At 40.5% G+C, this 17,172-nt stretch carries 10 protein-coding genes; 2 read left to right on the forward strand and 8 right to left on the reverse strand.

Annotated features, from left to right (window positions below):
- The first annotated feature begins 28 nt into the window (after positions 1-28).
- The gene (locus tag LQ201_RS06200; RefSeq protein WP_230140181.1) at positions 29-583 is read left to right on the forward strand and encodes a TlpA disulfide reductase family protein; all 555 of its coding nucleotides are present in this window, start codon (positions 29-31) and stop codon (positions 581-583) included.
- Positions 584-837: 254 nt separating this feature from the next.
- Here the strand turns inward: LQ201_RS06200 and LQ201_RS06205 are convergent, their stop codons facing one another.
- Positions 838-3,903 carry a beta-L-arabinofuranosidase domain-containing protein gene (locus LQ201_RS06205; RefSeq protein ID WP_230140183.1) on the reverse strand — a complete coding sequence of 1,022 codons (3,066 nt, stop codon included), beginning with the start codon at positions 3,901-3,903 and terminating at the stop codon, positions 838-840.
- Between the two features lie 349 nt (positions 3,904-4,252).
- On the opposite strand from LQ201_RS06205, the gene LQ201_RS06210 reads away from it, so the two are divergent.
- The gene (locus tag LQ201_RS06210; protein ID WP_230140185.1) at positions 4,253-7,792 is read left to right on the forward strand and encodes a family 43 glycosylhydrolase; all 3,540 of its coding nucleotides are present in this window, start codon (positions 4,253-4,255) and stop codon (positions 7,790-7,792) included.
- Between the two features lie 224 nt (positions 7,793-8,016).
- On the opposite strand, the gene LQ201_RS06215 is transcribed toward LQ201_RS06210, so the two are convergent.
- The 7 genes from LQ201_RS06215 to LQ201_RS06245 all read right to left on the reverse strand — a co-directional run bounded on the left by LQ201_RS06215 (position 8,017) and on the right by LQ201_RS06245 (position 17,161).
- Positions 8,017-8,376, reverse strand: a complete 360-nt coding sequence (locus LQ201_RS06215) for a DUF1801 domain-containing protein (RefSeq protein WP_230140186.1) — start codon at positions 8,374-8,376, stop codon at positions 8,017-8,019.
- 248 nt (positions 8,377-8,624) lie between these two features.
- Complete coding sequence (locus LQ201_RS06220) at positions 8,625-9,245, reverse strand: Crp/Fnr family transcriptional regulator (protein ID WP_230140188.1); 621 nt, start codon at positions 9,243-9,245, stop codon at positions 8,625-8,627.
- A 227-nt stretch (positions 9,246-9,472) separates the two neighbouring features.
- Positions 9,473-9,742, reverse strand: coding sequence for a hypothetical protein (locus tag LQ201_RS06225; RefSeq protein ID WP_230140190.1), 270 nt, complete (start codon positions 9,740-9,742; stop codon positions 9,473-9,475).
- Positions 9,743-10,615: 873 nt separating this feature from the next.
- The gene (locus LQ201_RS06230) at positions 10,616-12,937 is read right to left on the reverse strand and encodes a GH92 family glycosyl hydrolase (RefSeq protein ID WP_230140192.1); all 2,322 of its coding nucleotides are present in this window, start codon (positions 12,935-12,937) and stop codon (positions 10,616-10,618) included.
- Positions 12,938-13,091: 154 nt separating this feature from the next.
- Complete coding sequence (locus LQ201_RS06235; RefSeq protein WP_230140194.1) at positions 13,092-14,318, reverse strand: acyltransferase family protein; 1,227 nt, start codon at positions 14,316-14,318, stop codon at positions 13,092-13,094.
- Positions 14,319-14,388: 70 nt separating this feature from the next.
- Positions 14,389-15,369 (reverse strand): tartrate-resistant acid phosphatase type 5 family protein, encoded by a 981-nt coding sequence (locus LQ201_RS06240; protein ID WP_230140196.1) that lies wholly within the window; start codon positions 15,367-15,369, stop codon positions 14,389-14,391.
- Between the two features lie 118 nt (positions 15,370-15,487).
- Positions 15,488-17,161 (reverse strand): RagB/SusD family nutrient uptake outer membrane protein, encoded by a 1,674-nt coding sequence (locus LQ201_RS06245; protein ID WP_230140198.1) that lies wholly within the window; start codon positions 17,159-17,161, stop codon positions 15,488-15,490.
- Between the last annotated feature and the right edge of the window lie 11 nt (positions 17,162-17,172).

The raw sequence follows: 17,172 nt of genomic DNA on the forward strand, positions 1-17,172 counted from the left end.
ATTATTACCCTTTAAACTTATCATTATTATGAAAATTAAACTATTAACCTTAGCCGCAGTTTTGCTTACACTTAGTGGATTTGCGCAACAGCCAAAATTCGAAAACCCCAATGCCGATAGCAGAGGCTATCTGGTAAAAGTAGGGGATAAAGCCCCTGATGATTTTGAACTTGTTCTCCATGATGGCAAGAAAACCACATTAAAAGAATTAAAAGGAAAAATTGTCATCCTACAGTTCACCGCTTCGTGGTGTAAAGTATGCAGAGAAGAAATGCCTTATTTAGAAAAGGACATCTGGCAGGCCAATAAAAATAAAGATGTGGTATTGATTGGTGTTGATCGGGATGAACCATTAGATGTGGTACAGAAATTTCACAAAGACATGAATATCACTTATCCATTGGCCCTAGATCCTGGTGCTAAAATCTTCCAGAAATTTGCTGATAAAAAAGCTGGCGTAACGCGTAACGTAGTGATCGACAGGGATGGTTACATCAGATTTTTGACCAGATTATATGATAAAGAAGAATTTAGTCTTCTGGTTAAAAACGTTAAAGAATTAACTGAAAAGGCAAGTAAGTAAGAATTTTGCTTGTTTTGTGAGCGGCTGTTTCTTCAAAAAGAACACAGCCGCTTCTCTTTTCTATCCAAAAGATATGAAAATGAGATAATGATCGGGTAGCGATAAATGATCAAAACCATAGAAGAGATTGAATTTTATAAATCAAATACTCCAGCACAAACAAAATTCCTATACTGGAATTTTATAACATGATAAGCGTTAAGTTATTCTGCTCTTGACTTGTGGGCCATCCTCAGCTATTAGTGCAACATTGCCTATTTTAGTGTAACATCCAGGTAAACAGAATGACGCCCGTATGTTTCGTAAAATGGTTTGAAAACCACATCATCAATGGTGAACTGTAAAGATTGTGGATCACCCTTGATTGATTTGCCGATATCTTTGGCATCTAAGGTTACTTTGCGCCAATCTTTTCTGGCTTCTGGTTCCTGCGCTGCCAACAATACCGGTCCGTAAAATAAACTGGCAATGTTCTGCTGATCCATAACCGGATCCAGGTGGAATTGGAATGGCATCTTTAAATCTACAATATCGCCATTTTTCCAGGTACGGCTTATCTTTAGGTAACTGCCTGGCTCAGCCTGAAACTTTTGTTCTTTCCCGTTGATCTTTACAAAGAATCCTTTTGTTGCCCAGCCTGGCACACGCACATTGAGGTCAAATTTTCCGTTGCCCTTAATGGTCAAACGGGTGTGGTCTTCTTTTGGAAAATTTGTTGTTTGTTCTACCCTAATCTGGCGTTCTGTCCATGTTAGTGTTGAGGGAATGTACAGGTTCACATAAAGCGCCTGGTTATCTTTACTTTTAAAGTAGATTGAATTTTGTAATTTGGTGCTGCTCTCTATTGCAGTGCCGTTACAGCAGGTAAAACCCGTCATATCTGCATTGCCAAATTGTTTAACAGATCCTGGTCTGAGTGGTACATGATAGGTATTGGCAGGACTGTTCTGTGCAACAGATGCCAGGATATGATTGTATAAGCCACGCTCATAATAATCCATCAGTTCTGCCCGCTGATCGAAGAGAAATAGGTCTCCAGTCAGTTTTAGCATATTATAGGTGGCACAGGTTTCATTCTGACCTCCTTCAGAGAAGCCGTTTTCGTACAAAGTAGCTGGCTGCGCAATAAAACACTCCGCATTGGCAGGGTTACGGGCACCTGCAACGCCTCCGATACTGTACATGTAATCGTCTACCATTTTGTGCCAAAAGTTATCCGCTATACTGTAATATTCAGGTTTATTGGATACCCGGTACATTTCGATACTCCCTAAAATTTGGGGTATGTGCTGATTGGCATGCAGTCCACGGAAAATATCTACGTTTTTGGCCAGCCCATGCGAATGTACTGTATCGCCAAAGAAAACCTTTATATTATCAAATAATTGTGCTGTTTTTAGGTATTTCGGATCATTTGTAGTCTGGTATAAACGGGCCGTTACATCATTCATGCCCCCGTACTCGCCAGCAATGTAGGTATTCCACATCCTGATAAGCGTTTCCTGAGGCAGCTTGCTTAAGCGGGTATATACCCAATCACTCATGTCGGTAGCTATTTTAAGTGATTTTTTATTGCCACTTACCTCATATACGTCTATCAAGCCAGCCAAAATTTTATGCAAGGTATAATACGGGGCCCAAACCTGGTTTTTCTGTCCTCCATACTTCGCTCCGTTTTCCAACATGATAAACTGATCGGGAGGATAGGCGCTGATGAATCCTTTTCCCCAGTTCCAATAATCGGTACGAATGCCCGATGCACTAAGGTCAGAATCATAATCTGATTTACCGGGGCCATGCGGTACAGCGCTTGGATCAGATACCGAGGTGGAAGCTGAATTTTTAGGGTTACCTGATAATTGGGATAGTTCATAGAGTGTATTGATCATATACTCCATTTTTTTTGAGAAATTGGCCTGCAGTGCCTTGTCATATCCAGTGCTGGCATAGGCCTGGGCAATTGCCGAAAGGTAGTGGCCTGTGGCATGCCCCCTTAATTTGGTATCCTCACTGTCCCATACCCCCAAAGGTTTTGCTCCTTCGGGTTGTTTCTGGCCAAAAGCCTGGCGGAACATGTATAGGAAGGAGTTAGGGTCGGTTTTAGCTAGTGTTTTGATAAATTTATCACGGTTTTCGATAAATTTGGTTGCATGGCCATGAACATCCGTTTGTAGAGAAACCCTGTTTAAAGCAAACGGCTCAAGCTTTAAAGTTGGCGCAGCTGATTTTTTAAGCGCTTTTACGGTTACAAATGCTTTAGGTTGAAAAGACGTTCCCGCAACACGCCCGGTAACGGTGTAACTTCCAGGTTTCAAGACCGTGCTATTATCAGTTGGAGAAGGCCACAACACACGCACTTTTGGACCTTTCATCTTATTTTTGTAGGTACCCGGTACATAACTGGGTAATCGTGGTAAATTTCCTACTTCTGTTTCCACCTGAATATCTGATACATGGGCTAAATAAGTATTGTAAAGCTGTGGAGTGCCAGAAGAAAACTTTGGGAGATCATCTTCACGCTTACCTACATTTACCGCACTTTCTTGGGTGCCTCTTTGAGCATTGCGATAAATTCCGGCAATCTGCCCCGCACTTAACGGAACCCGGTAAATACGGAAATCATGTATCATGGCATTCAGATAAGGATCTCCAGGTACTAACGATTTTCCGATATACAACAGGTTTTTTGCCCCTGATTGCTGATCGAATACCGTTGTTAACTCCAGGGCGATATGCTTAACTTCGGCCACAGGCTTGCTGTTCACATAAGTCACCATAGATTTTGATGGAATATCTATCACAATGGTAATATAGATCCATTTATTCAGTTCTAAAGCAGGAGCAACCGCTGTGTTTTTATTGTTCTCCTTTGCCGTGATCGATGTCTGGAAACCTTCCTCAGCATTTGTTCCAATAGGTGCTGCAGAAAAATGTTTGGTTACGTCCTTCCCGAAATCAAAAAACCGCTGGCCGGGCTGCTTCGAACGGAGGTATATCCATCCTGATATGCTGAGCGATTCTATATCTGTTAATACTTCTCCTGGAATTGTGACAAAGGAATTGTTATCCCCAGAGAGCGATAAAACCTTTCCAAATCGGCTGTCGTTGATAAATTTGACTCCGTCGCCCTGAAATTTGGCATGAAAATTATTTCGTGACCAATCTTTGGCATCTCCATTAAAGATATAACGCGCACTCATTCCCGTTTCACCGATCCCGTCTAATATCTGGTCTCCATTTTGTGCATTGGCAGAAGTGATACCCATGGCTAAAATAGTGGGGAACAGGATGGTACGCAAGAATACTTTGTATATTTTCATGTTTAAATCATTTTATCAATAAACTCCTTCTTAGATCTGGTTATATCAAAGATATTTTATGCCCGGATCTTTTACTAAGTGCAAATGAATTTAAAGAATATTGAATAAAAACAACCCTTAAAATTCATCGATAAAACTATGAAGAAGCCCTGTGTTTTTATGCTTCTTTTTTATCTGATAGCTACTAGATTTTAACAAGTACCCCGCAGTACAACAAAGATTGGGGTGCTTGGTTAAAATACTAATGTTATGCATTAATATACAACGGAAATCTAGGTTACGCTTCATTTATATTTACATCCCGATCCATCAACTCTGGTTTTTATAGGTCGGGATATCAACAATAATTATGAAAAACACTTATCTGAACCTCTTCGTTTTTTTTCTCCTATATACCGCTTTTCATCCTGCAATGGGGCAATCTCAGCATTTGACGAAGGGACAGGGCAATCCTGTTATACCAGGTTATTTTGCAGATCCAACGGTTAAAAAATTTGGAGATACGTATTATATTTATGCAACAACCGATGGCAATGGGGGTGGGTTCGGCCCATCGCAGGTATGGACTTCAAAAGATTTTGTGAACTGGACCATGCAGGATATGAACTGGCCAACAACCCATCATTACTGGGCGCCAGATGCAACACAAGGCCCTGATGGAAAATATTATCTATACTACTGTCAGCCCGTTGAAATATTCGGTGCATCTTCAGCAACACCAGTTGGTCCATGGACATCCCTTTTGGCACCTGGAAAACCAATAGTTTCAAATTTTATGGTACCCAAAGTGATCACCCTTGATGGGCAGACTTTTAAAGATGACGACGGTAAGTACTATATGTATTGGGGTACCTGGGGCATTTATCCGGGCCATGGTTGTGGCGTTGGCTTATTGAATGCCGACATGAAGTCGTTTTCAAAACTTGCGCAGATCCCGAATACCGATGCAAAAGACTTTTTCGAGGCTCCATTTGTATTTAAAAGAAAGGGTGTTTATTATCTTACCTATTCATCCGGATATTGCGAAGATGGAACCTACAGGGTACAATATGCCACTGCAAGCAATCCGATGGGACCTTTTAAGTATGGCCCAGATAATCCTATCCTCGCCACAAACGGCGATGGAACGGTGCACGGACCAGGGCACCAGTCTGTTCTGCAGCAGGGAGACGATTTTTACCTGGTTTATCACCGGCATAATAACCCACACAATGATGGTGGCTATCACAGGCAGGTAGCAGCAGATAAAATGATCTTCGATGAGAAAGGAAACATACTGAAGCTGGTACCTACACATTCCGGAATTGGCTACTTGGCAAAAAATGCGAATCCGCATCCAAATCTGGCGCTAGGCAAAACTGCTGTGGCCTCTTCAAGTTATGATCAGGATTTTAAACCAGAATTTGCATTCGATGATAATAACGGAACTTTATGGAAAGCCAAAAACAATATTGGTCCCTCGTGGATCCAAGTTGATTTAGGCCGGGTCTATGATGTTAAAAGTGTACATACTCAATTTGAATATGCTACCTGGTACTATCAATACAAAATCGAATATTCGCTCGATGGCAAAACATGGGGGCTGTACATTGATAAGCGTAAAAACACCCAACATGGAAGTCCGATGATCGATTTTGGAAACGTTAAGGCCAGATATCTGCGTACAACAATTTTACGGACAGAATATCCGGGCTTAAATAAGGCGGTATGGAACATTAAGGTTTTCGACAATGCTGAATATAATCCGGTGATGAACACCAGCATCAAAAAATGGGAATCTTTGCAAGGTTTTGAACCGAAAGGACTGTTGGTTGATCTGAACTTTGATCACCTCCGTATAGGATCAATAGCAGCCCATATTCAAAATAATGGAAAATTGGCCGGTATGTTTTCTGCTAACGGAACAAATAAGCCGGTTACTTCAATGATAGGTGGAAAGAAAGCTTTGGTTTTCTCTGGTACCGAGCGCCTGTCATCGTCCGTTCGTGCGCCTTCATCTATGTTGGGGAACAGCAGTTATAGCGTGAGTATGTGGGTGCTGAATCCAGAGATTAATAAAGAAGAAATCATCATTTCATGGACAGGAAGGGGTGGTGTTGATTTAAGTAATGCTGCGGTAGGTTATGGGAATAGTAAAGGTGCAGGGGCTGCCACCCATCTTGGTTGGGCAGATTTAGGATACAGAAATTTACCCAAAGCAAATGAGTGGCATATGATTACCATGGTTTTTGATGGGACAATGGAGCGTATATATGTTGATGGGAAATTGGATAGGGCAGAAAGAAGGATGCTTTTTGTGAATAATCTTACCAGGTTTCTTGTTGGCGGAAATGATGATGGAACTTCAGGATTTTCTGGTGCGCTGGCAGCTTTGAAAATTTATGACGTTCCATTAACCGGTGCAGAGATTAAAGCGGCTTATACAAAAGGCATAACTAACCATACGGTTCTGTACGCAGCTGCAAAAAACCTTGAATATGGGGATTTAGCAAACTGGCCCAACAATGGGGCAGCTTTGGGAGAACTGACATGCAAAGGAAATGTGCAAGTTGCCGATATTAGTGGGAAAACAGCTGCTGTATTGGCAAATGGCAGTAAAGTCCTCATGGGAGATCGCATTACAAAAGAAGTCGATTTTTCAAAACCATTTAGTGCTGTTTTTTCTCTTTTGCCTGCTGTTGGCTCAAAAACAGATCTGTTTGTTGGTAAAGGAAATAAAGCCGTGAGGATAGTGGGTAATGGCAAATGGCAACAGTTAATCTGTTCTTTTTCTCAGGGCAAGTTCCAGGTATTTATTAATGGTAAACCAGCGAGTTATGCACTGGTACCTAATAATCAAAGAGACGAGCGTATTTTGATTGAATCTTCTGGTGGAAGACCAGGTGCCACAACAGCAATATCATCAATTTCAATATACAATTATGGTCTTGATCATAGTGCTTGCTTAAAAGAATTTAATTTTTGGGAACAAACCTTGGGAACAGACAGCTTAAAAGCATCATTTGCCTTAAAACCATCTGCAGTTACACCAAATATGGTTTATATGGTTGCAGATAAACCTAAACTGCCAGGCAGTGACCTCGAATATCTTTTTAAAAATGACAAAGATAAAGGGAATGTAAAATGGCTGCGGTCATTAGATTATATGGATTTTTCGGTCCTTCCGCAAAGCAGTTATCAGTATACGGTGAAAATCAGGGATAATTTTGGAAATGTTACCCAAACATCTCTTCCCTTTGCTGTTAGAACAGATTCTTCACAATTTGTGATCAGAAAACAGCGTGGGTCGGCCCGGTCAGTTCCGGCAACAAAAGACGGCCTGTCAGGAACTTCCTGGGATGGTTTATTGGGAAATGCTGATACCGTTACACAACAATCGGGTATCCTAAAGATGGTTTCGCACAATACATTTTGGGATGGATCGGAGGCAATAGGGCCTTTCGCCTACAACAATGTGGAGGGTGATTTTATCGCCGAGGTAATGCTTTCAGATATGCTGGGGCTCAAGGAGAAGAAAGCCTATGGTGCAAATGAGGCAGGTATAATGGTTAAAGCTCCAACAAATGGAAGAATGCTTTTACAAAACGGCATTATGCCAGGCTGGGGCGTTGGAAATATTGTTACCGACCTTGGGAATGGTGGCAGAAGGCAGACGAACAACCTCTCTGGATGGACTTTTTACAGGCATCTGCAGGTACAACGGCTAGGAAATACATTTTTTATGCGCGGTAGCAGTGATGGAAAGGCTTGGGTAGATCTTCCTGGCAGCCCGGTAAAAAGGGATGATTTGGGAAATAGTGGCTTACAGGTTGGTGTTTATCATGCTACTTATGGTGATGCCTCCGGTGATGCATCTTTTAGCGGTTTTAAGATTATCCAAAAGAAATGAAGCGAACATCGATGCGTCACAAGATGAAGTTCATTTTAATAAAGAATGTAGCTCAATACAGCCACAAAATGAGCTATAAACAAAAGCAGCATGAGCCATAAATTAAAAAATTAGACTTGAAATCAGTATTTCTTTATTGTGTTCTGGAGGCAGTAAACTCGCCAAGGACCTAGAATTATGCAAGAAATGGTTCTGCCAAGAATACTTTTGAGGACAAAGCGAATTTATTTGTCCATCAGTTCAACCCAGGCATTAACCATTTTTTCAATGAGTTCCTTGTTTGCTGTTACCTGATCCATAGAATAAAATTTTGCATAAACCTTTCCCTTAGTTGCCTCTTCAAGAAAGTCTGATTTTACATTGATCAGCGCTCCTTTGTGAAAGATAAGGGCAACATAGTTTTTGATCCTTGGATTGAAAGTAGCCAGGTCTTCTTTGTAAAGAAAACTAGGGCCTCCCCACTTTATGTCTTCTTCTATTTTAGGGTTTGCATTGACAATAATAGATCTTACTGCTTCAAGTTCTGCTTTAAGTGGGTGTTCAAGTTTAGCGATAAACTCATCTACTTTTTTTGTGTTGTTCATAATGGTTTGATATTAATGATTATAACAAATATCAAAATCTTTTATGGAGGGAATTAGGTGTATAAATGACAAATTAACGGGTCGATTAAGACTGATTAGGTGGAAATCCCCTTTTTTTGAATAAAATAGATGCTGTATTTATTTCATGGCCTATTTTTGCTGATTTATCAATGCATCAGCAGCCTTTAATATTTTCATGCCTTCAGCAAGATTTTAAACAATAAAATTAAAATAACGCAGACTATGTTTTATATTCTTTTGTTTTCTACTGATCGGATCCTGCTTAGCGTTTCCAGTCTTAGGCCAAGGAACGAAGCAACATACCGGAGCGGCACACGGTTAATCATCCAGGGGAAGGCTTGGAGTAGGTGTTTATAGCGGCCCGTAGCAGAGGGAATCTGACAGAGAAAGCCCCTGTCATTCGCTCCTCTATAATGAAGCTCCATAATCTTTCTGCCAATAATGTTTGCCTCTGCAAAATTTTTATAAAGCATAGTCGTGAGTTCATGAGGTATGGCAATCAGCTCTACATCCTCTATTGCCTGGAGGTATTCATCTGATTCTTCTTCAGTCCATAGATTGCGGATGGTCCCTACAATTTCATTTTCCTGACAGATCCAGGAAGTGATCTCTGTTCCCGAGTCCTTATAGAACCCCCTTACTACTCCCTTTAAAATCAGGTAAAGATATCTATTACGATCTATCGGAGAGATAATATATCTGTTCTTACGGAAACTCACGGGAAAGGTGTGGCTATCGATGAGTGCCTCCATTTCAACAGTTAGGGGGTGAAAGCTATTGTATAGGGCAATAAGTGGGGAAGCACCGTTATAGGAGTCCCATTTGTTGTTTTCCTGCGCACCGGCCATGATTCTTTAGTTTAGCTTTTCAGATAAGATAAAAGTAATTAAAAGACCAAACTTTTCAAATTTTCGTCGTTCCAGATTAATTGCATTGTCTCTTGATCTCAAGTAACAGTTATCGGGAAAATTCAGCTGATCATATTAGCCCCCCATCAAATACCGGGCCGGTAAGCTATATCACAGCTCATCAATATAAATTTTGGCGAAGATTAAAATGGCCTGTTTTTTGGCAATTATTTGTTTTTGGCACTTAAAGATGTGCGTAAAGCGCCCGATAGGGCAAGCATTTCACATACTTTATCATTCCAGTCTATCAGTGCATCTTCAGGTGAGGTTCCAAGACCTGAAAGATCATGCTCCTCCTCAAAGGATAATACGGCATAATAACAATCACCATCTTGATAAACGGAGGGTTTAAACTGCATTACAAATGTTGGTAACCTGTATCTGTTATAATCAAAATCTACCAGTTTTCCTGGGATCGTTCTGGCCTGCTGTTTCATAGCTTGCTATTTATCGAAACTTTTTTGTTTACCTGTTTTCTACTTAGGGTATGCGAATGCATTTGTAAATTAGTCAATCAATGTTTCCTCAAGGTTAGCAGGTTGTTGTTTGTTTGTTAAGTGTTTGGTGAGGCTGTGTTTTTACGAAAAAATACCTGGTATGCTTTCCCAAGATTAGGGCTTTCCCATTTGCCCAGAATCAATTTTTTGAGATGGGTAGGGCAGGTGCTTTAATATTGATGTTTTGAGCGATACGGTCAATGAATAAAGATATTTTTTCCTGTTAATCTTTTTGGCTCAAACGCAGTCAAATCCCATCTATACCAATCTAGCCATGAAGGTTGAAAAGAAAATTCTAAAAACATCAGATAAAACCGGGAATGAGGCGCGTGAAAGTGTCTTTCCCAAAAGAATGATACTTTTTATCCTTGTGTTAAGTGCAATACTAATGATCTTGATTTTGTTTAAAGATTAACCTGGGTTGAATCCCCTCTTTTAGAGGGGAGGGACGTAAAATGGGCATTTTATTAGTCCTAGCCGGACAGGCTTCTTTCTTTTTGATGTCAAAAAGACCAGCAGAGCTAGCTTGAATGCCGCTGAAAAACATAAAAGCCCATGAAAAAACAAAAAACACCGGCTGAAAATTTATTCATTCGTATTATAGTTTTCAGCTGCATTCATGAGGGCTTCGCCGTTTTCTTTCGAAGCTAGTAGGTTGGCTTGGGCATTGCAACCCGAAAAATTTATTACGCCGGATTTAAGTAGAACGGGGATACGGTGCTACGGCCTAGTTGGAAGGAAATGCGAAATCATCATAAACTGTTCATATTTAAATGATTATAAAATAACGGTAATACAGTTATTAATTTAAGTTTATTTATGTGCAGATTGGTTTTTAGGCATTTGAAGCATGGCTGGTTGATCTTGCAGATAAAAGATTAATTTTCCGCCTTGCACCAGCAATTGGTGTTTAATTTGGTTTTGGGTAAAAAGCTTTCCATTTAAACTGATTTTAGAGATGTAAATAGAATTTTTGTTCTTTTTAATGGCTGTTATAACCAATTTTTTGCCATTTTTAAAAGCTATTGTAGCCTGTTTAAACAAAGGACTGGTGAGTTGATAGTTTCCTGAAACAGGATCTACCGGATAAAAGCCAAGCGCTGCAAATACATACCATGCCGACATTTGCCCCGCATCGTCGTTGCCACTTAAACCACCAGCGCCTTCCCCGTACTCTTCTGCCAAGATGCGTGATACTTGCATCTGGGTTTTCCATGGAGAAGAAGTGTAGTTGTATAAAAATGGAATCTGGTGGCCAGGTTCATTCCCATGCCAATATTCCTTTTTATTAAAGAGCGAATCCAGTTCGTTTTCGAGATTTTTCCGCCCACCCATCAACTTGATCAGTCCTGGCATATCATGCGGAACATAAAAAGTATATTGTCTTGGGGTTCCTTCTGTAATATAAGGTTCGCGGTGATCGGGATAAAAAGGCTTGTACCAGTTGCCATTGGCAAAACGGCCCCTAACCATTCCAACATTGGGATCAAAAACATGTTGGTAATTAAGCGATCGTTTTGATAGCTCTCTGTAATCGGTTTCTTTGCCCAAATCTTTCGCGATACTGGCGAGTGCATAATCATCGTATGCATACTCTAAAGTTCTGCTTACCTGTTCTTTTTTATGAAAAGCGTTGGGGATACTGTCTTCTAACGGAATATAGCCATACTTTAAATAACTGTTAATGCCACGTCGGCCTTTTCCATTCAGATAATCGACAGAATCGGGCATTTGGAAGGCATTTTGCCTCATCAATCGGTAAGCTTCATTAATATCATAATTGCGGATCCCCTTATTATATGCGGAAGCGATGAAAGCAGTGGCATGATCGCCGATCATGGCGGCAGTATAACTGTTCCAACAAGGGAAAATAGGCATCCAACCACCTTGCTGACCTTTTAATACCATCGAATTAACAAGACTATTAGCTAAGTTGGGATTCAATAGTTCAATTAATGGTAATTGTGCACGGTAAATATCCCACATCGAAAAATCATCGTAATAATTGCCTTTATTTATTGTTTTGTTCTGATAATTTCCATCAAACTGCGGATATTTCCCATCTACATCATTGTATAACCTGGGATGTTGCATGGCATGATAGAGGGCCGTGTAAAAGATTTTCTTTCCTTTTTCATTTGTGTCTGAAATACGGACCTGCGATAGGGATTGTTCCCAAGCCTGATTGCTGCGTGCTAAAACAGTATCAAAATCATCATTTTTGATCTCACTTTCCAGGTTGGCCTTGGCAGCTGCGATACTTGTAAATGAGGTGCCGGAATAAATCACTAACTGTTCTCCTTTTTGCAGTTTAAAGCCTGCATAAGCACCAATATCCTTTTTATTGCTGATGTTTTGCTGATTGAAAATATGACCTTCGCTATAAACACCTGCAGAAGTAAAGGATTTTTTGAACCGGATGAAAAAATAACCACTAAAGCCTGCAGGTTCTCCCCATCCCTGATAAATCCGGTGAACAGGATTATATCCGGAAATTTCACCTTTTTCTGCATCAACCTGAATAAAACCTTTGCTCTGATCGCTATTGGGCGTAACTAAAATATAAACGCTATCTGTTTTCAGTGCGGTGATCCGCATTACACCGCTTCTGAGGCTGGCTGTAATTTCTGTTAACAGTTGATGTTGAGGTAATTTTAATTTGTAATAGGATGGGGTAGAAACTTCGTTTTCGTGGACATAATTTTCTGCATATTGAGCTGCATTGGTTTTAAGTTGGCCTGAAATGGGCATAATGGTGAAGCTTCCGTAATCTTGGGTACAAGAACCACTGATCCAATGGCTTGCCCTAAATCCGTAAAACTTTTTGTTGTTGTAATAATAAGGTGCCAGACATTTTTTTTCGGTGAGCTGGGTCTGCGGTGTCCATTGTGTCATACTAAAGGGCGGTGCTACAGCAGGAATGGTATTGGCCAGGCGTTCGGTTTTATCTTCTATATGTTGGCTGGCCAATGTGGTGCTGGCCGAAGTACCCGAAAATGGCTGAACATAGGGGATTAAAGGCTGTTTTTGTGCATAAACAACATTTGTATAAGTGATCGCTATGGCCGAAAGGAACAGAAACTGTATTCCTTTTTTGAATTTTGACGCTCTATTTTTTACATCAGTTAACAACATATGTATAATGGGGCTAGGATTTGATGGAAGTTCTTTTATTGCTTCTTTGTTCTTCAGGGGTAATTTTGTGTTTTTAATATTGCTCGTTTCGTCATCCTGAACTCGTTTCAGGATCTTTCTATATTACTTAGCGTATGGAGCCTAAGGCTTTGCCTTAAATTTTTAAGAACCATTTTCTATCATAGAGAAATTTCAATATCCCAAGCTGTATCAGTAGAACGCCTAGCCATAAACCTGCCTGTTGCCAGGCTAAAGGAATTTTAGCTATAACTCCGCCAAAGAGGAATTGTGAAGTAGATTCGAAATTGAAAAGCCCATGGGCACAAACGTAAATTAAAATAGAATTAGTACCAATCCAGATGAAAGGCAAGCTCCATTTTTGATAAGTTTTAACATCAATAATGTAATAGAAGACAGAGAACAGCGCCAGACTAAATCCACCGGCAACCAATACAAAAGAGCTCGTCCACATATTTTTATTGAACGGAAAAAGCAGGTCCCATAGTAATCCGAGCGAAACCAATATTATGCCTGCTACAAGGAGGTAGAAAGCTTTTAGAACCAGACTGAAACGGTTATTTTTAGTGTTTAGAAATGTTCCAGTAAATACCCCTAAAAGTGCTGTTGCAATGGAAGGAATAGTGCTCAGCAAACCTTCCGGGTCGTAAACTGCACGATGGAGTTTGCCGGGCAACAATAAGCGGTCTACATAGGCTGCCAGATTACCTTCGGGTGTTAAAACGCCATTCCCAAAACCAGGAACAGGTATGGCTATCATGATGATGTAGTAGCCCAATAAAATGCCGAGCAACCAGATGAGCTGTTTGCGTAACGAAAAATTGAGGTAAATTAAAGCCGCAAAAAAAGTAGATAGGGCAATCCGGCCAAGTACGCTCGCGAAACGGGTATTTTCGTAGCCTTCCCATTGGAGCAGGCCGTTTACCACCATTCCAAGAAAGATTAAAATCAGTGTTCTTCTGACCAGGGCATAATAAATAGCTTTTGCTGATTTTTTTTTATCATTTCCGGCATTTAAATGTTTTTCATAAGAAAATGGCATCGAAACACCTGAGATAAAGATGAAAAGTGGAAAAATCAGGTCGTAAAAAGTAAAACCGTTCCAAAGGGAGTGATGAAGCTGGTTGCTGATGCCAACCGAAAACTTTTCGAGAAACGATAAATGGCTATTACTGGCAATGGTCCAGTCATTGGGATTTCTGATCAAATGGTGTTCTTTCATTACACCGTTAGCCAGTCCGTGGAAAATACCTTCTCCACTAATAATCCAGAACATGTCAAAACCGCGTAAGGCATCTAAAGAAAGTAATCTTTTCTTTTTCGGTAAAAGTAAATCTTGCGGTGCAGATTCGGTAATGGCCATAATATTTTTAAGCTAATGATGGGCGGTTTTTGTTTTCTAAAAATAAGCGCTGTTCGGAGAAAAGCAGCATTTATTTTTTGATAATGGTATTATAAATAATTTCTCCTTCATCGTTAATGGTTTGTACACGGATTAAATCTTTACTGACCGAGAAAAGCATAAAACCATACACAGAAGCCACCATCTGGGCATCATCAATGAGTTTTACAGGTGTTTTTTCTGATGCTGCGCCTGAAATGAAGTGATGTGTTTTGCCTTCAGGTTTAATGTACTGCAAGCTGTGCTCGTGCCCGGTGAGGTATACATCTACGCCATAACGATCAAAAACCGGTTTAAGGGAACGGCGGATTGCTTTGGTATCATATCCATCTGTGCGGCTTCCTCCAGTATACATGGGATGATGCCCCACAACAATTTTCCATCTGATGCTTGGATCTGTGTCACTTAATGTTTTAACCAGCCATCGTTTTTGTTGGGTGGTATCCTGGCCTTTTACATTTGGGCCGTATTCGGAATTTTTGTAAAATTCTGGAATTAAAGGGTTGGTATCGATAAAAGCAATCAATACCTGATTATTCAGATCTCCATTGATGGGGAACTTCTTTGCGTAATAACGGGCGGGCATTTTCCATCTCCTACTGATTTTAGAATAAGCAACCTGGGCATCTGGATTGGATTTATAATCGTGGTTACCCAGTACCGGATACCAATCCCACTGCAAAGAAAATGCAGTATAAATATCTTCAAAAGAATATTTAAAAAGTGGATCGTGTTCACTGATTACGCCGCTAGGGTAGAAGTTATCACCTGTAGAAATGATAAACTGTGCTTTAACATCTGCTGCGGTTATCCCCATTTGTTGCGCTACCTGTTTCTGATGGTCGGCACCGTTTCTTCCCCAATCGCCCATGGCAATAAAATTAAGCGATAAGGCATCTTTAGTTATCGTTTTGGTAGGAGGGGTGGCTTCAGATTGTGTTTTTAATAAAACCTGAGCTTGTAATGAGCAATAGGTGAATAGGGAAATCAGTAAAAGTAAGTGTTTCCTCATGGAGATAAATTTAAGGTGATTGAGAAATTTTGATGGGCCATCGGCCTTAAACAGGATAGGAAAAAAGAAATTTCTCTGGCTTTTACCCCAGAGAAATTTTTGTATTGTTTACCGAGGGTTAATTGTAACCAGGGTTTTGAACCAATGTATTGTTTGTCGCTATTGCTGTACTTGGAATTGGGAATATACGGCGATAAGTATCGGTATTGGTTTTAGATAAACCATAAGTGTTCTCAAATTTACCGAACCTGATCATATCATTACGGTGCCAGCATTCCCATGCAAATTCTTTCGAACGTTCATTGTAAAGTACATCCAATGTCAATGCGCCTAAAGCTGCAGAAGTGGTACGGTTGCTTCGTACGCTGTTTACCAAACCTAATGCCGTAGCGCCTAATGTTGGCGTTCCACCTCTAAATATGGCTTCAGCTTTCGTTAGGATAATATCTGAATAGCGGAATAACGGCATATCGTTGTTTTGGTTCCGGCTAATTGGATTGGTGTAATCTGGTAAGAATTTAATGTTACGGTAGCCGGTATTCCAGGCAATTTCATCCTTCCCTAAATCGTAAGCATTTGCACCTAAACGTGAACTGCTTAATGGCGTTAAATTTAGGGCATAAGTTAGTGTTCCAGCCGGAGTACCACCAGTATAAAACTGATCGTAGCCTAAATTAGTGGTGCTCACCATTATCGGACTACCATCTGGCCAGTACTGCGGGCCGGTAAGCCATTGTTTGTTTCTGATGTCGTTCGAATCGTTAAAATTTGCATAAAACTCAGTTGTAGTCATTCTCGGACCGCTCGGTTTGTTGTTTGACAAGCCTCCGCCACTGCTTTGGTTCATAACCGGGTTGGTAAATGTGCCTGGTGTGGATCCAGAATATTGATAGCGTATGCCAAGGTTACGGTTTAAATCGTAACGGGCCATAAACATATTGCCGGAAGAAGTAGACGCATCAAAGGGGATTGCAAAAATAAATTCTTTTTGCGTTGGCCCATTGGTGGGATAAAACATTTGTAGATAGCTCGACATTGGTTCTATACTATATAAACCTGAACTGATAATCTGATCACAAGCCGCTATACAATCATCATAACGTGCTGTTCCTGTATATACAGCCGCATTTAAGTACATTTTTGCCAATATCGAATAAGCGAGGTATTTTGTTGGTAAACCATAGGTTGCCATACCGCTAGTCGATTTTAAATAGGGGATAGCCGCTTTAAGCTCGCTTTCTACATAGTTGAATACGTCTGCACGTTTCGAATTCGTTTTTAATGCTGTGCTGCCATACAACGTATCTAACGGAACATTGCCATATAAATCCATCATCATAAAGTACGACAGGGCCCGCATGGTTTTTAATTCTGCAAGGTTGGTGTTTTTTGCAGCACCCGCTGGTGCCGACTCGCTAATAATCGAAATGGTTTGATTGGCAGTGCCGATAATGTTGGTCAAATAAGACCAACCTGCTGCAACCCAAGCATTGTCTTTTGTCCAGGTGTGGCGATGCAGTTCAAGGTACTTATTCCCGTCAATCCAGTCGGAAGCAAAAATTGGCAGCACCGATTCATCTGTTGAAGAACTTTGTAAAAAAAAGTAAGTAGTGGCATAATCGCTCCTTAAATTGATATATACCGCCCCAGATGCCGATGTTAACTGTGCGGCTGTTTTGGGATAGGTTTCTGGTAAAAGTTCTGATGTAACGGGTACCTCGAGTTTTTGACAGGAGGTGAATATTAATGCACCAGTAAGCGCAAATAATATTCCAAATAATATCTTTTTCATGTCTTTAGAAT

It is taken from the genome of Pedobacter sp. Bi126 (assembly GCF_918698245.1).
In the GTDB taxonomy this organism is placed as follows: domain Bacteria; phylum Bacteroidota; class Bacteroidia; order Sphingobacteriales; family Sphingobacteriaceae; genus Pedobacter.

Excerpts from the sequence above, each read along its gene's own strand:
- LQ201_RS06200 (WP_230140181.1), top strand. The coding sequence starts at position 29 with ATGAAAATTAAACTATTAACCTTAGCCGCAGTTTTGCTTACACTTAGT.
- LQ201_RS06205 (WP_230140183.1), bottom strand. The coding sequence starts at position 3,903 with ATGAAAATATACAAAGTATTCTTGCGTACCATCCTGTTCCCCACTATT.
- LQ201_RS06210 (WP_230140185.1), top strand. The coding sequence starts at position 4,253 with ATGAAAAACACTTATCTGAACCTCTTCGTTTTTTTTCTCCTATATACC.
- LQ201_RS06215 (WP_230140186.1), bottom strand. The coding sequence starts at position 8,376 with ATGAACAACACAAAAAAAGTAGATGAGTTTATCGCTAAACTTGAACAC.
- LQ201_RS06220 (WP_230140188.1), bottom strand. The coding sequence starts at position 9,245 with ATGGCCGGTGCGCAGGAAAACAACAAATGGGACTCCTATAACGGTGCT.
- LQ201_RS06225 (WP_230140190.1), bottom strand. The coding sequence starts at position 9,742 with ATGAAACAGCAGGCCAGAACGATCCCAGGAAAACTGGTAGATTTTGAT.
- LQ201_RS06230 (WP_230140192.1), bottom strand. The coding sequence starts at position 12,937 with ATGTTGTTAACTGATGTAAAAAATAGAGCGTCAAAATTCAAAAAAGGA.
- LQ201_RS06235 (WP_230140194.1), bottom strand. The coding sequence starts at position 14,318 with ATGGCCATTACCGAATCTGCACCGCAAGATTTACTTTTACCGAAAAAG.
- LQ201_RS06240 (WP_230140196.1), bottom strand. The coding sequence starts at position 15,369 with ATGAGGAAACACTTACTTTTACTGATTTCCCTATTCACCTATTGCTCA.
- LQ201_RS06245 (WP_230140198.1), bottom strand. The coding sequence starts at position 17,161 with ATGAAAAAGATATTATTTGGAATATTATTTGCGCTTACTGGTGCATTA.